This window comes from Pseudoalteromonas sp. T1lg24 (assembly GCF_002964745.1).
Classification (GTDB): domain Bacteria; phylum Pseudomonadota; class Gammaproteobacteria; order Enterobacterales; family Alteromonadaceae; genus Pseudoalteromonas; species Pseudoalteromonas spongiae.
Genome location: NZ_PQCB01000033.1, coordinates 419,069 through 434,191 on the forward strand (window position 1 = coordinate 419,069; position 15,123 = coordinate 434,191).

The 15,123-nt window shown below is 42.9% G+C and carries 10 protein-coding genes; all 10 read right to left on the reverse strand.

Translation table 11 applies throughout. The annotated features are described in order from the left end of the window. Positions 1–114 precede the first annotated feature (114 nt). The 10 genes from C2M30_RS13985 to trpS all read right to left on the reverse strand — a co-directional run bounded on the left by C2M30_RS13985 (position 115) and on the right by trpS (position 14,447). The gene (locus C2M30_RS13985; RefSeq protein ID WP_105172074.1) at positions 115–1,029 is read right to left on the reverse strand and encodes a polysaccharide deacetylase family protein; all 915 of its coding nucleotides are present in this window, start codon (positions 1,027–1,029) and stop codon (positions 115–117) included. 83 nt (positions 1,030–1,112) lie between these two features. After that, positions 1,113–2,660, reverse strand: a complete 1,548-nt coding sequence (locus tag C2M30_RS13990) for a glycogen synthase (RefSeq protein ID WP_105172075.1) — start codon at positions 2,658–2,660, stop codon at positions 1,113–1,115. Positions 2,661–2,669: 9 nt separating this feature from the next. Further along, entirely contained in the window at positions 2,670–3,989 is a 1,320-nt protein-coding gene (gene glgC, locus C2M30_RS13995; RefSeq protein ID WP_105172076.1) for a glucose-1-phosphate adenylyltransferase, read from the reverse strand. Then, complete coding sequence (locus C2M30_RS14000) at positions 3,982–6,492, reverse strand: glycogen/starch/alpha-glucan phosphorylase (protein WP_105172077.1); 2,511 nt, start codon at positions 6,490–6,492, stop codon at positions 3,982–3,984. The genes glgC and C2M30_RS14000 overlap by 8 nt, the downstream gene beginning before the upstream one ends. Position 6,493: 1 nt before the next feature. Next, positions 6,494–6,775 (reverse strand): hypothetical protein, encoded by a 282-nt coding sequence (locus C2M30_RS21795; RefSeq protein ID WP_234004740.1) that lies wholly within the window; start codon positions 6,773–6,775, stop codon positions 6,494–6,496. Continuing rightward, a complete protein-coding gene (gene glgX, locus C2M30_RS14005) occupies positions 6,775–8,619 on the reverse strand; it encodes a glycogen debranching protein GlgX (RefSeq protein WP_234004741.1) in 1,845 nt (614 codons plus the stop codon). Before glgX ends, C2M30_RS21795 begins: the two co-directional genes overlap by 1 nt. Then, the gene (gene glgB, locus C2M30_RS14010; protein WP_105172078.1) at positions 8,619–10,817 is read right to left on the reverse strand and encodes a 1,4-alpha-glucan branching protein GlgB; all 2,199 of its coding nucleotides are present in this window, start codon (positions 10,815–10,817) and stop codon (positions 8,619–8,621) included. The genes glgX and glgB overlap by 1 nt, the downstream gene beginning before the upstream one ends. Next, positions 10,804–12,810 (reverse strand): 4-alpha-glucanotransferase, encoded by a 2,007-nt coding sequence (gene malQ / locus C2M30_RS14015; protein ID WP_105172079.1) that lies wholly within the window; start codon positions 12,808–12,810, stop codon positions 10,804–10,806. Before malQ ends, glgB begins: the two co-directional genes overlap by 14 nt. Before the next feature lie 5 nt (positions 12,811–12,815). Next, entirely contained in the window at positions 12,816–13,115 is a 300-nt protein-coding gene (locus tag C2M30_RS14020; protein WP_010558178.1) for an isoamylase early set domain-containing protein, read from the reverse strand. A gap of 312 nt (positions 13,116–13,427) precedes the next feature. Further along, the gene (gene trpS, locus C2M30_RS14025; RefSeq protein WP_105172080.1) at positions 13,428–14,447 is read right to left on the reverse strand and encodes a tryptophan--tRNA ligase; all 1,020 of its coding nucleotides are present in this window, start codon (positions 14,445–14,447) and stop codon (positions 13,428–13,430) included. Positions 14,448–15,123: the final 676 nt, after the last annotated feature.

Here is a 15,123-nt window from a genome sequence, read left to right on the forward strand (position 1 = left end):
CTTGTAAAAAGGTAGTACGTGCAATTTTTGCCCACTTGTAAATTAGAGTTTATGAAACACAAAATATATTTAATAGTATTACTCTGCGTAAATTTACACATTTGTTGCTGACAGCTAATTATTCACCACTTCCTTGTCAAAGCGTGCTTTTAAATACACTTCATCTAAGGTGTTGTGCCAAAGCTGTTTTGTTTGCCCTTTGTCTTTTGCAATTTCGCCAATGCGACCGGGGTTGTATTTCATAGTGCGCTCGGTTTGGTAGCTGGCAATTGGGTCTTGGTAGGCTTTTTCTGGCGAGATAACTTCCCATCCTTTTTCGCGAAAAGCATCGGCTAAATCGCCAACAAACAGGGCGGTAATATCCATTTCGTGTAGCAAAATAACGTGTTTGGGCGAGTGACCTAAATATTTTATTGCCAATTCATCGTAGTATTGTGCACCTTGTACAATTACATCAATGTAAAACTCTTTTAGTTTATCAAAGTCGACTTCTTTGCCATTTTTTAGTGCATCTTGAAACAAGTTTTCAATGTACCAGTCGTAGTTGTTAAGTGTGATATATGCATTGCGGTAGTCATTTTTGGCTAAATAATCACGCACGCCGTCACGCTTTTGTTGAGTATCGCCTTCTCGCAAGTAAGGGAAGCGAAACCAAGCTTTAAAGTTTGGGTAGTCTTTAATTAGATTATGGGCGGTTGTAATTTCCTGCAAATAATCTTCTAAACTGGTTTTATTGATATCTGGATGGGTATGGGTGTGATTGGCAATAATATGCCCAGCATTGGCGTACGCCTTTAATCGCGCTTTACCCTCTTCATTTAAATGGCGTGTGGTTGCAAAAAATGCCGCTTGTTTTATGCCATGATCGTTTAGTTCTTTAATCAGTGTTTTCGCGCGCGTTGGCCCATCAAAATAGCCAGTTGCTTGCCTCGGTGCGTCATCAAATGTAAAGGCGATTTGCTTTGCGCTTATGGTGTTTGAAAACAACAAAGAAACAACAATAGATGTGATTAATAAAAAAGGTTTCATAAATAAAAAGGTGACTAGTGTTATTTAGTCACCCTAACATTGGTATTTAATTTAAACAATGCAACTAACTGTTATTTATAATATTAGCTGTTATATAGTTTAGCTAAATACTGCTCGATACTGCTTTGCCAACTAAAGCGGCTGGCTTTAGCGGTGTGCACCAGAGTTTGCCACTGTGCAGTGTCATTCATGTAACAGTTTAGCGCCTCGTTAAATACGCTTTGCAGCGAGTGCACTTGCTCACTAATGGTATTCCCCTCAAACACAAAACCATTCTCGTGATGTTTTACCGTATCTTTTAAACCGCCTACCCCATGCACAATGCAAGGTTGCCCTGCTTTTAGCGCAAGCATCTGGCTTATGCCACATGGCTCAAACGAGCTTGGCATTAAAAAGAGATCGCCAAGCAGATATAGATCGTCCGACAAACTTTGCCCATAGCCATTTAAAAACAAAAAGTTACTATGCTTTGCCATAAGCTGCATTAACAAAAACTCGTAATGGCTGTCGCCACTGCCAAGCATAATAAAACGGCCGCCTTTTTCGCTTAAGTGGTTAAGCATTGTACTTAGTGCCACTTCACCATCAGCGCGTTCAAGTAATAAACGCACTTTTTGTTCAGTTAACCTGCCAATACTTGAAACAATGGGGCCTTTAAACTGAGGGCTATCTTGCCATAGTGTAATTTGCTCATTAGCAAGGTAATGCACGGTTTTTAAGTGCTCAAAACGACTCATCCAGTTTCGAAGGCAAGATTTACTGCTGCGTAAAAAGCAATCGAGCGTGACTTTCGGCTCAGGCTCGTTGCTGTATTCACACCCATTTAAAATGCCAACAATTTTATCGCTATTGTCTGCAAGTACCTGTTCCAGCCCTTCGCCGCCATAAATGCCATTTTGATGGTCGCTGGCACAGAGCACCTCCTCGGCATAGCTGTCTGATACAAAATGTACTTTATCAACCAAACTGATTGCTGCGCGCATTGGGTTATAACAAAACGGATAACGCGGGTCGCATAATTGTTGGCCGTCGTAGCTTAAACTTGGAAACCACGCCTCTAAGCTTGAATCATCGCCGTTAAATGGTCGCGTACCTTGTAGCGCTAAATTATGTACTGTGTATACCAGCTTAGTGTTGGCAAAGTCGCGATAGCGTGTATCAAACTTCAGTAGCACAGCTAAAGTTGCCGCATGCCAATCATGCAAATGAAAAATGTCTGCCGCTAAATGCCCTTGTAAAATACATTCAGCAATTACATTACAAAAAAGCGCAAACTTGGTGGCATCTTTGGCAAATGGGCGGTTATCTTCATCATGACAATAAACGCGGCTTTCTCCAGCTTGTTGAAAGAGCGGATGCACCACCACATACTGGGTTACGTTATCATTTGAAATTGCGTGCAATTTATAAAGATAGGCAGTGTGTTGCTGGTGAGCAAATGAAAAGCTCACTTCTGCGACACACTCACCGTTGTAATGGCTGTGGTAATAACCATAATCGGGGATCACCACATCCACATTAATATTATGCTCTGCAAGTGCCTTTGGCACGTCACGAATTACATCGGCGACACCGCCAACTTTCGCGCCCGAAATACAATCGTTTTCGGCCGCTAACATCAAAATTCGCATACAGTCCTCTTATGCAATCGCCGCTTGGCTTGAAGATTTATTAGTTTCGGCATCCGCTTCTTGCGACTTTTTTGCAAGCGCAGCAATCATATCGCGCGTAACAAGTACCACGCCACCACTTGAAATTCTAAAGCCATTGGCTTCATCTTGTTTGTGATCAACGCCGATGCTTAACCCTTCAGGAATAACACAGCTACGATCAATAATGGCTTTTTTAATGACACAGTTTCGGTTAATCACAACGCCCGGTAACACAACGGTTTCTTCGACGGTGCAATACGAATGCACATGCACATTTGAAAAAAGCAGTGATTTGCGAATGGTTGAGCCTGATATAATACAACCACCTGACACTGTTGAATCCACCGCCATACCGCGACGTGTTTCATCATCAAAAATAAATTTAGCGGGCGGTAATTGTTCTTGATAGGTCCAAATAGGCCAATTTCTATCGTATAAATCAAGCGATGGCGTTGGCGATACTAGCTCCATATTGGCTTCCCAGAATGAATCTAGCGTACCTACATCACGCCAATAAGGCGTGCCACCTTGACGCGTATCTCTAAATGGGTACGCATATACATTATGCTCTTCAATGATCGATGGAATAATATCGTGGCCAAAATCGCGGCCAGAGCAGCTGTTTTGCGCGTCTTTTTTCAATTGTTCAAACAAGAACTCTGTATTAAATACATAGTTACCCATAGATGCTAAACACTTAGTTGGATCGTTCGGTAATGGCGCAGGGTTCGTTGGTTTTTCTTCAAAGCGCTGTACGCGTTTTTCATTGTTTACGGCCATCACACCAAAAGCGCCTGCCGCTTCTTCCACGGGCACTTCTAAACAACACACCGTCATATCTGCACCCGTTTCTACGTGCTTAGCAATCAACTCACCATAGTCCATACGATAAACATGGTCACCCGATAAAATCATTACGTACTTTGGTAAATCGTGACGAATAATGTCCATATTTTGATACACCGCATCAGCCGTGCCACAGTACCAGTCATCACTATAGCGTTGCGATGCAGGTAAAATCTCAACTGAATCACCTAGTTCCTTTTTAAAGTGACCCCACGCGCGATTAACATGGCGAATTAAGCTATGGGATTTATACTGCGTTGCAATACCTACTTTGCGCACGCCCGAGTTAATGCAATTCGACAGCGGAAAATCAATGATGCGAAACTTACCGCCAAAATACACCGCAGGCTTTGCGCGCCAATCGGTTAATTCTTTTAAACGCGAGCCCCGGCCACCAGCCAAAATCAGTGCATAGGTGTCGCGGGTAAGGTTACTTATATAACGATTTGCGGAATTAGGCATTACGTTCTCCTTGTGCCTTGTTGAATTCGATTGCCTTAACTTGCCAAATATCTGAGTTGTATTGGCTTATGGTGCGGTCGCTCGAAAACATACCTGATGCGGCCGTATTTAAAATACTTTTTTGGGTCCAAGCACTTTGGTCTTGGTAAAGTGCAGCTGCGGCTTCTTGCGCTTTAACGTAACTGTCAAAATCGTAAGCAGTGAGCCATTGATCATGGTTATCACGAATTGAGTTGATCAGTGGCTGAAATAAGTCTGGGTCAAATAAGTTAAAATGACCACTTTCAATCAATGTAATCACACGTGATAAGTTTGGTGAATTTGCAATGATGTCATTGGGGTTATAATGCTCTCGAATTTGCGCCAATTGCTCAGCTTTAGCGCCGAACAAGAAGAAGTTATCTAGGCCAACCGCTTCTGAAATTTCAATGTTTGCGCCATCTAAGGTGCCAATGGTCAGTGCGCCATTCATCATAAACTTCATATTCCCAGTGCCCGACGCTTCTTTACCTGTAGTAGATATTTGCTCTGAAAGATCGGTTGCAGGGCAAATGGTTTCCATCGCCGTTACATTGTAGTTAGGTAAAAATGCAACGCGTAAGTGAGGCTTTGCCAGCGGATCGTTATTAATGGCATCCGCCACATGATTGATTAAGCGAATAATTAATTTCGCCATAAAATAACCGGGTGCCGCTTTACCACCAAATAACACGCAGCGCGGTGTAAAGCCTTCTAGTTCCCCTTCGCGAAGGCGTTCATAAAGGTGAATAACATGCAAAATGTTAAGTAACTGGCGTTTGTACTCATGAATACGCTTTACTTGCACATCGAACAGCATGGTCGCATCAAACTCAACGCCAGTTTCACGTTCGACTAAATCTACCAATGCTTGTTTGTTTTCAAGCTTCACTTTTTGCCATTTTTTATGCAGCGATTTATTATCAAATTTTGCTCGTAATGCATTAATTTTACTGAAATCGCTGACCCATTCGTCGCCAATTTGTTGGTTTATTAATTGCGACAATTTCGGATTACAATGCGACAACCAACGCCGTGGTGTTACTCCATTAGTTTTGTTATTAAAGCGCTCTGGCCACAGCGCATAAAAGTCGCTAAATAAGCCGCTGGTGAGTAGCTCAGTATGAAGCGCTGCCACACCATTTACCGAAAACGAACCGACAATGGCTAAATATGCCATGCGAACTTTGGGCTCTGGCCCTTCTTCAATTAGCGACATATCGCGCTGCTTTTGTGTATCGCCCGGCCAGCAGGTTGCTACTTGTTGTAAAAAGCGGGCATTAATTTCATAAATAATTTCAAGTAAACGCGGTAGTAAACGCTCAAATAACCTGACTGGCCATTTTTCTAGCGCCTCAGGCAATAAGGTATGATTGGTATACGCCATGGTACTTGAGGTAATTTGCCATGCTTTATCCCAATCGAGCTGATGATCATCCAGTAAAATGCGCATCAGCTCTGCTACGGCAATGCTAGGGTGTGTATCGTTTAGTTGAAAAACATGGTACTTCGGGAAATTATGGAAATCTTCACCGTATTGTTTTACCCATTTAGCAATGATGTCTTGCAGTGTGGCACTTGATAAAAAGTATTGCTGGCGTAAACGCAGCTCTTTACCGTTTTCACTGGCATCGTTCGGATAAAGCACCATAGTGATTTGTTCAGCTTGGTTCTTTTTGGCAACTGCTTCTGGGTAACTGCCCGCATTAAACTCTCTTAAATCAAACTCTTCTGTTGCTTCGCTTTTCCAAAGACGTAGGCGATTAACCACATCATTGCGATAACCTGGGATCGGCACATCATAGGGCACAGCTAACACATCTTGCGTATTCACCCAGTTGCGATGCTCGCGACCATGTTTATCTTTATACACTTCCACATGACCAAAGAATTTCACTCGCTGGCTTTGCTCTGGTGCAGCTATTTCCCACGGATGACCTTCATGTAGCCAGTGATCGGGCTGTTCAACCTGACGCCCTTGCTCAAGTGATTGATTAAACATGCCATATTCATAGCGTAAGCCGTAGCCAACCACAGGTAGTTTTAGTGTGGCGCAGCTATCTAAAAAGCACGCCGCTAAACGTCCTAAACCACCGTTGCCAAGGCCTGCGTCGTGTTCAGCCGCAGCAACCTGCTCAAGTTCACTGCCATATTGGGTAAGCGCCTCGGTTACTTCAGGTGCTAAATCTAAATTTAAAATCGCGTTATTTAGCGCACGACCCATTAAAAACTCGAGCGATAAATACGCCACTTGTTTATGTGGCGCGCTATCACGCTGTTGGTTAGTTTGACGGCACTTTGCCACCAACCTATCACGAATGGTAAGTGCTAACGCTTGATACAAATAACGCTGCGATTTATTGACCTGATCGCGTCCTAAGGTGTAATAAAAATGGCGATATAAGTCTTCGCTCAGATCTGAATTTTCAATAATGCTTGAAGGTAAAGGCGTTTTTTTATCGGCTAAATTTGATTGCTTGTTCACACTAAACTCCTTGCTTAGTTAAATTGAACGTTTGGGATGTATCTGTTGCATGCTGCTTACTGGCGGGCATTTTAATGTGGCTTGAAAGCACCCATGCGCTGTAGCTACTCAGAGTGAGCATTTGTCCTGGGCTTACGCATTCATCATCCCGTTCGTTAGAATGCGATGACAGTCGAATACGCCAACAATGATGCGCTTCTTGCTCCGGCAACTTAAACATTACGTTATTGCTGGATGCATTAAACAGCAGTAAAAGTGCTTTATCGTCTTGAATATCTTCCATTAAATAACCAAGGCAATGGCCGTCGGGTTATGCCAATCACTGTCTTGCATTAGCGCACCGTGTTCGTTTAACCAAGTAACACTAAAGCGCGGGTCATCATCGTGAATAAAGTGGCTCTGGCGATACAACGAAAATTCACTGCGTAGTTTTAGAGCGCGACTAATAAACTGATACAGCGGATGCTGTTGCGGCTCGTCTAACCCGTTAGCGTGCCAATCAATCCAGCTTATTTCGTTATCTTGGCAATAGGCGTTGTTGTTGCCACCTTGCGAATGTGCCACTTCACTGCCGCCACACAGCATTGGCACACCGTTAGATAAACATAAGGTTAACAGCAGGTTTTTTTGCGCACGCAAACGCAATGCATTGATTTCACTGTTTTCGGTTTGCCCTTCAACGCCCCAGTTGGTCGATAAATTATGATCGTGACCATCGCGGTTTTCTTCTTGATTGGCTAGATTATGTTTATTGGTATAGCTGACTAAGTCGGCCAAGGTGAAGCCATCGTGGGCGGTAATAAAGTTAATACTAGAGGTAACCGAACGCCCTTTTTTCTCAAACAAATGGCTTGAGCCGTGAAAGAAACGAGCAAACTCTGGCAGCATGCTGGTATCACCACGCCAAAAGCTGCGCACTGTATCTCGGTATTGGTCGTTCCACTCACGCCACGGAGCAACATAATTACCGAGTTGATAACCATCAATCGCTAAATCCCAAGGCTCTGCAATCAGTTTCACGCCTTTTAACACGGGATCTTGCGCGAGGGTTTGAAAGAAAGTGTGGTGTTTTTTAAAGCCATCTTGGTCACGGCCTAAAATACTGGCTAAATCAAAGCGAAAACCATCAACCCCATACACTTGCACCCAATAGCGCAAGCTATCCATTACCAGCTGTAAACTTTTAGGGTGTGAAATATTTAGCGTGTTACCGCAGCCAGTGTCATTTACATAATAGGCAAAATTATTTTGCTGCAATCGATAGTAAGTTTGGTTATCAATGCCGCGAAGCGACAAGGTTGGCCCTTGCTCGTTACCCTCAGCGGTATGGTTAAAAACCACATCAATAATAACTTCAATACCCGCTTCGTGTAGTACCGATACCATTTGCTGGAACTCTCGTTCTTGCTTAGTATGGGCATAGGCTAAGTGCGGCGTAAAAAAGTTAAGGGTGTTGTAACCCCAGTAGTTACTTAAGCCACGCTCTGGTAAAAACGCTTCACTAATAAAACTATGCACTGGTAACAACTCAATGGCTGTAATGCCTAAACTTTTTAGATGCCAAATAAAGTTGGGGTGAGCTAACCCCAAGTAAGTACCGCGTAATTCCTCGGGAATAGAGGTATATTGTTTAGTTGCGCCTTTGGCATGGCATTCATAAATAACCGTTTTATGCCACGGAATATTCGGTTTAGTACCCGTGTAAAAAGGCAGTGTTGATACTTTACATTTTGGCATATCCATTGCCGAATCAAGCTGCCAAAACGCTTCATCTGCACTGTGCGCATTGCCCCAACTAAACTCACCAAACAATGATTTTGCATAAGGGTCTAACAGCAGTTTGTTGGGATTAAAGTAACACCCTTTTTTCGGGTTGTATTTGCCGTAAACTCGGTAACCGTAGAGCTGATCTTGCCCCACGCCGCGAATAAAAATATGCCAAATATCCTGCTCATCGCGGTAAAGTGGAATGCGCGCTATCTCGCTGTGACCACTTTGGTCGAACAAGCACAGCTCAACCTTAGTTGCGCGTTCAGAGAAAATAGCAAAGTTAGTGCCGTTTTCACTTGGTGTTGCACCCAGTGGCGAGGTGTTTCCCGGGCGAATTGCAAAACGGGCTGAGACCATTATTTTGCCACCAAATAATAGGTCGCAAGTGGTGCAAGCGTTAACGATATACTGTATTCGAAGCCATGATTATCTTCTTTGATTACGGATAATTCGTTTTCAACTAATACGCCACTGCCACCAAATTGCGTTTCGTCGGTATTTAATACCAACTGATACCGTTTTGCTTTTGGTACACCTAATTTAAAGTTTTCATGCACCTCGGGCGTAAAATTGCATATCGCGATTACATTTGGTTCGCTGCTACTTTTACGAATAAAACTAAACACGCTTTGATCGGCGTTGCCGCCATCAATCCAGCGAAAGCCCTCGCCACTATTATCTTTTTCGTATAATGACGGAGTGGCTTTATAGGTTGTGTTTAACGCTTTTATAAGGTTAGAAATACCTTGATGTTTAGCCTCATTAAGTAAATGCCAGTCTAGGCTCTTATCATGATCCCACTCATCATATTGAGCAAATTCACCGCCCATAAACAGTAGTTTTTTACCGGGATGCGCCCACATAAAGCCATAAAATGCACGTAAGTTCGCAAACTTTTGCCAGTCATCGCCCGGCATTTTATTAATTAGTGAGCCTTTACCGTGCACTACTTCATCGTGCGACAGCGGCAAAATATAATTTTCGCTAAACGCATAGACTAATGAAAACGTCATCTCGTTATGGTGATGGCGGCGATAAATGGGATCTTTTTTCATATACTCTAGGCTGTCATTCATCCAGCCCATATTCCATTTAAAACCAAAGCCTAGGCCCGATTGGTCAGTAGGTTTGGTCACCCCCGGCCATGCAGTAGACTCTTCAGCAACCGTGACAATATTTGGATTTTCACCGTAAACACTGGCATTAATTTGCTGCAGTAAACTAATGGCTCCGAGGTTTTCGCGGCCACCATAACAATTTGCTACCCACTGCCCTTCTTCGCGGCTGTAATCAAGGTACAGCATCGATGCCACTGCATCGACACGAATACCATCTATACCAAATTCCGTCAGCCAATATGTGGCGTTTGACAGCAAAAAGCTACGCACTTCAGCGCGGTCGTAATTATAAATATGGGTATTCCAATCAGGGTGGTAGCCTTGGCGTTTATCGGCATGTTCATATAAATGAGTGCCATCAAACATTGCTAAGCCATGCGGATCATTTGGAAAATGCCCCGGCACCCAATCAATCAATACGCCTAGCCCCTCGGCTTTAATTTGACGAATAAACTCTGCAAATTCATTAATATCGCCAAAGCGACTGGTTGGTGCATAAAGGCCAACGGGTTGATAGCCCCACGAGCCATCAAATGGAAATTCACTGATTGGCATTAATTGGATATGGGTAAACCCAAGATCTAATACATACGGGATCAATTGTTCGGCAAGTTGTTGGTAGCTCAAATAACCGTTACCTTGCTCTACATTGCGACGCCACGAACCTAAGTGCACTTCATAAATACTAATTGCTTGATCGAATTTGTTAATCGGCGAAATTGGCGTAGGAGCTTTTGGTAAGCTAGCTACCCGCGAGGCCGTATGGGGCGGCAACTGCATTTGCAGCGCGAATGGGTCGGCTTTTTCTATGCGTTGGTCGTGCTCGGTTAGCAGGCTGTATTTGTAATTTTTATCGCTTAAATCTTCCCCGATAAAAATTTCCCACACCCCAGATGCAGGGTGAAAGCGCATTGGGTAGCAACTGGCATCCCAATGATTAAAATCACCAATCACAGAAACCGCTTTTGCATTGGGTGCCCACACGGTAAAACGTGTGCCTTTAACCCCTTGCTGCGTTATTAAATGCGCGCCAAAGTGACGATATGCATGTGCCAACGAACCTTGATTAAACAAATACATTGCTTCGCTATCAAGGCTCGATTCAAAACTATATGCATGGTAACGCTGCACCTGACAATCACCATAATCAATATCAAGTTTAATTGGCACGGCGACTTTATTGTGACTTATTACCAACTGAAAAAGCGCGGTATCTTGATACTTTTCCAAAGCTAATTGTTGATTTTCACTACAAATCGCGACTTTTTTAGCTCCTGGTATATAACAGCGAACTACCGCTAATTCATTATTAATAGTGTGTTTACCCAAAAAGCTAAACGCATCGATAAAATCGCCACGGTGCAGCGAATGTGCTTTTTCTAACGTGTTGTGTGCTTCGTTAAGTTCATTGAGCGAAGCAAAGTTAGCTACTGACATTATTTCTCCTAGCATTTAGCAACTGCCAAAATCGCTGTTGTTGCACGCTGGTGTGTTGCTCTTCATGGGACATTGGGCCAAAAATAGTAAGCAAATTGCGTGATAGGCGACGTCGCCAGTTAGGGTATTCTTGATCGGTTCCTGGAATATTGACTGCGAAGGTTTCGCCACTAAGATCATCCAGTTGTAAACATAAAAATTGCGAGTTTGATGCACTCAGTGTCGCAACAACTGCGGCATAAATAGCACTCGCATCATCTGAGTTTGGTAATGTGTTTGCCGCTTTTAGCCATTCGCGCAAGGCTAATTTATCTTGCTCGCGCTGCGTTATATCGTAGCCAAATTGTTCAGGGTTTGAGTACAGCGAAAACGATTTTCGTGTTTCAATATCACGCTGTTGCCACCACGCATAAAATGGCGCGACATCATGATTTGCTATCATCAACATTGCATGTTTGCGGTGCGCTTGTGGCGCGATAAACTGCCCGTTCTGATCTTTTTCAAAATAAAAAATATCATTACCATAAACATGCGCCTTGTCTAAGCTTTGCTTAATTTGCTGTGGCACAACCCCCAAATCTTCACCAATTACAACACATTGATTTAGATGACTTTCTAAGCATAAAATCGCCAGTAACTCATTAAATGGATAATACACATAACAGCCAGCTGGTTGCTCATCGACACTGACACACCACCAAAGCCGCAATAACCCCATAACATGATCAATACGCAGGCCGCCGGCGGTCATATTGGCGCGAATTAAACTAATAAAGTGGGCAAAATTAGTTTCTTTTAGTTTCAACGGGTCGGGCACAGCCAATCCCCAATCTTGCCCATCAAGGGCCCATGGATCAGGCGGCGCACCAATATTTGCATGTTCCACAAACAGCGCTTTATTACGCTTATACTCTTCGCCATCGCGGGTACAGCCTACGGCTAGATCTAAAATAAGCCCGATCGTCATGCCTTTGGTTTTGGCATAGCGCTGACAGTAATCCAGTTGCTCTTTGGCAACCCACTGCAAATAATATTCAAATTCAGAAAGCTGCCAGGTTTGATAGCGCTCAACAAACTCGCGGAACTCGTTCGCTCGTTGCGTTGCGTTTGCTAATTCCAATTCGCAGAAATTTAAATACATCACTTTAAAGCATTTAAATTTATGGGTGGTTGCTTGGCGATAATCGATGTGCGTTGCATTACTTTGATACTCACCATTTGGCAATGAGTAATCAACGCACAGCCGTGGACTGATATAAAGTGGATTAATTTGGTTGCGGTCACTTGGGCTATAAGGGCTAGCCCGCTCTGGTTCAGTGACAAACAGTTTGTGCAGTGGATTAAGCAAAATATAATCCGCGCCTTTTTCACTACTGCGCTGAATAAGCTCTTTCAACGACGAAAAATCGCCAAAGCCACTTTCTCGTTTATCACGAAGGGTGTAAAGCTGACACGAAATGCCCCATACCTTTTGCTGCTCAGTCAATGAGTAACAACTCACAGGAGCAACTGCCAGCGAGCCATTAAAAGCTTGCGATGTGGTTATGTTAGAGCGATAAATTAACTCAACCTGATAATAATTAGGCGTTAGTTTTGGCAACGTAATGCGGTACTGAGAATAGCGCACACCATCTAATACGTAATTGCCCTCTTCCATACTATCGTTAAGTGATACCGATAAACGGCAGCACTCTTGTTGGTTGTCTGCAATTACTAATTCGAGTTGCTTTTCAGGCTCAAACGTCTGTGCACGTACTGTCAAAAACGCGTTTTCTGATGATGTAACTTGAAACTCGCTCAACACCTGCTGCCAAGGTAAACCATCCAATTGACGATTTTTATCGCGGACATACTCGTTATCGTACACATGGTGACCACATGCCGTAAGAATGGCGCGCCTTACGTCATCGTCAATACGCTTTTGTTGGCCGTAATAGTCGACATAATCGAGTGCTACCCCTTGTAGATAGCACAATTGTTCTACTTCATTCACGCACGTTAAGCTCGTGTTGTAGAAACAACTGAATTATCAGTGCCGAACTCGTTTAGTAAATAGTGGTCTGCAGCATGGTCATTTTGCCATTCCTGCTCATTAATGAGGTATTTAAACTGAAAGTCTTGCTCTATAGGTAAGCGAAGTTTGGTACGAAAAACCTGATCCTTTTTAACGTACTTCATACTAACAGGTTGCCAGTCGTTAAATTCGCCCGCCAACGACACATGGGTGTCAGCTTCTGCTGCAAATTCAAATGTTACTTCTGCTTCTTGCTTGGTCTTAAAAAATCGTTTAGTTAACATTGTTTTTTCCTTTCCATTTAACTAACACGCTTCAAACTGCCCAGCGTATAAACTGTGATTATCTAAACATAGGAATATTTACGCTTCGTGACAGTGCATAAAAAACTTTTTATGCACAAAATTGATGCAGACAATCTCAAATAAGACGAAATATTCGCTATATATCCTTTTAACGCAAAATATAAGCCAATTGAGTATAGAAGTTATTAATAAAGGTACAAGCGAATAAAACTAATGCGAATGTGAATTAATTTCATATATTAATAAACAAGTTAACTGTGAGTGACCATCGCTCAACAGTTAACAAATGGGTTAAAACAAATTCAAGCCAAACACCTCTTTTACATCAAGCAAAACTTGTTGCGTTTTAAGGTCGGCGTGTTCGCTGCCTTTACGTAAAATATCAATCAATTGGGCTTTATCGTTTAAATACATCGCGCGTTTTTCACGAATTGGGGCGATAAGAGTTTGCAAGCAGTCTTCTAAAATTTTTTTAGTTGTACCATCGCCCAATCCACCTTGTTGATATTGCTGTTTTAGCTCGGCAACATAGGTGGTGTCTGGGTGAAGCGCATCAAGGTAGGTAAAAACAACATTGCCCTCAACTTGCCCAGGGTCTTCTACTCGCAAGTGATTTGGGTCGGTGTACATCGATTTTACCGCGGTACGAATGTCTTTTTCGCTTGCGCCTAAATTAATGGTGTTGCCCATGGTTTTAGACATTTTGTTTTTACCGTCGGTACTTGGTAAGCGCGGCGCATTACTTAATAACGCACGGCATTCATTTAAAATCGGTTTGCCCGCAAGTGAATTGATTTTTCTAACAATTTCATTAGTTTGCTCAAGCATCGGCAGTTGATCGTCACCCACCGGAATAAGCGTAGCGTTAAACGCAGTGATATCCGCGGCTTGCGAAATTGGGTAGGTTAAAAACCCTGCGGGAACGCTGCGATTAAAGGCTTTACTTTGAATTTCACTTTTCACCGTTGGGTTGCGCTCTAAGCGTGAAATGGTAACTAAATTACTGTAAAACATGGTGAGTTCAGCAAATGCTGGCAGTTTTGATTGCAAACAAATAGTGGTTTTAACAGGGTCGATCCCCACCGCTAAATAATCAGCCACCACATTTAAAATGTTTTCGCTGACTTTCTTTGGGGTGTGGGCATTATCGGTTAGGCCCTGCATATCGGCGACTAAAATGGTTTGTTCGTGCAGATGTTGCAGCTGGGTGCGCTGTTTTAGTGAGCCAACATAATGCCCTAAATGCAGAGGGCCTGTGGCTCTGTCGCCGGTTAAAATTATTTCTTTTTGCTGTGATGTTGTCTGTTTCATTGTGTATCTCTAAGATAAAAAATAGCTACTGGAGATACAAAAAAGACACGTTGCTTAAGCTACCTACCAGCAGCTTAAGAATGTCAAAATCCTGCGCCGCTCTATTGTGAGCGCCACCAAGATGTGAATGATGTGATAGTCGAAATATGTAATGTATTTTTCATAACACGCATAAATTAGCAAACCTCTACAAATTTCACAATCAAAGATTTTGTTGATACCAATTCTGTTAAGTATGTGATCACAGATAGCGCTAGATAAATGCAATGCTAACAAGGCGGAATTTTTCTTATATAGTGTTCTACATTGATAAATTCTAACGCAGTTAGCATGATATTTAGCCCGCTAGGATGATCAGCTATTTAAGTGAATTGGTATTAGGGTCTGTTGATCTTTGCTGTTCTATTTTTGTTCTGTTTGAGCGTGCTTTTATCGCGGCGCTCGATGTGTGGCCTAGTAATCTAAGCGAATATCGAGCAAAGCTTACGCGTCCTGCTCTCGCCCCTTACCTACATCCATGTAGGCAACAATGAGAAAAGTGCGCTCAAAAGAACCGTTCGGCAGCGCTTGATTGGGTTTTCTACTGTGTTATCGGCTGACTCACATAGAATAACTATGCCACGCAGCCTCTGCCTTGTATAAAACCCAATCAAACTGCTGCAAAAACGAACTTGAA

Excerpts from the sequence above, each read along its gene's own strand:
- C2M30_RS13985 (WP_105172074.1), bottom strand. The coding sequence starts at position 1,029 with ATGAAACCTTTTTTATTAATCACATCTATTGTTGTTTCTTTGTTGTTT.
- C2M30_RS13990 (WP_105172075.1), bottom strand. The coding sequence starts at position 2,660 with ATGCGAATTTTGATGTTAGCGGCCGAAAACGATTGTATTTCGGGCGCG.
- C2M30_RS21795 (WP_234004740.1), bottom strand. The coding sequence starts at position 6,775 with ATGGAAGATATTCAAGACGATAAAGCACTTTTACTGCTGTTTAATGCA.
- C2M30_RS14020 (WP_010558178.1), bottom strand. The coding sequence starts at position 13,115 with ATGTTAACTAAACGATTTTTTAAGACCAAGCAAGAAGCAGAAGTAACA.
- glgX (WP_234004741.1), bottom strand. The coding sequence starts at position 8,619 with ATGGTCTCAGCCCGTTTTGCAATTCGCCCGGGAAACACCTCGCCACTG.
- trpS (WP_105172080.1), bottom strand. The coding sequence starts at position 14,447 with ATGAAACAGACAACATCACAGCAAAAAGAAATAATTTTAACCGGCGAC.
- glgB (WP_105172078.1), bottom strand. The coding sequence starts at position 10,817 with ATGTCAGTAGCTAACTTTGCTTCGCTCAATGAACTTAACGAAGCACAC.
- glgC (WP_105172076.1), bottom strand. The coding sequence starts at position 3,989 with ATGCCTAATTCCGCAAATCGTTATATAAGTAACCTTACCCGCGACACC.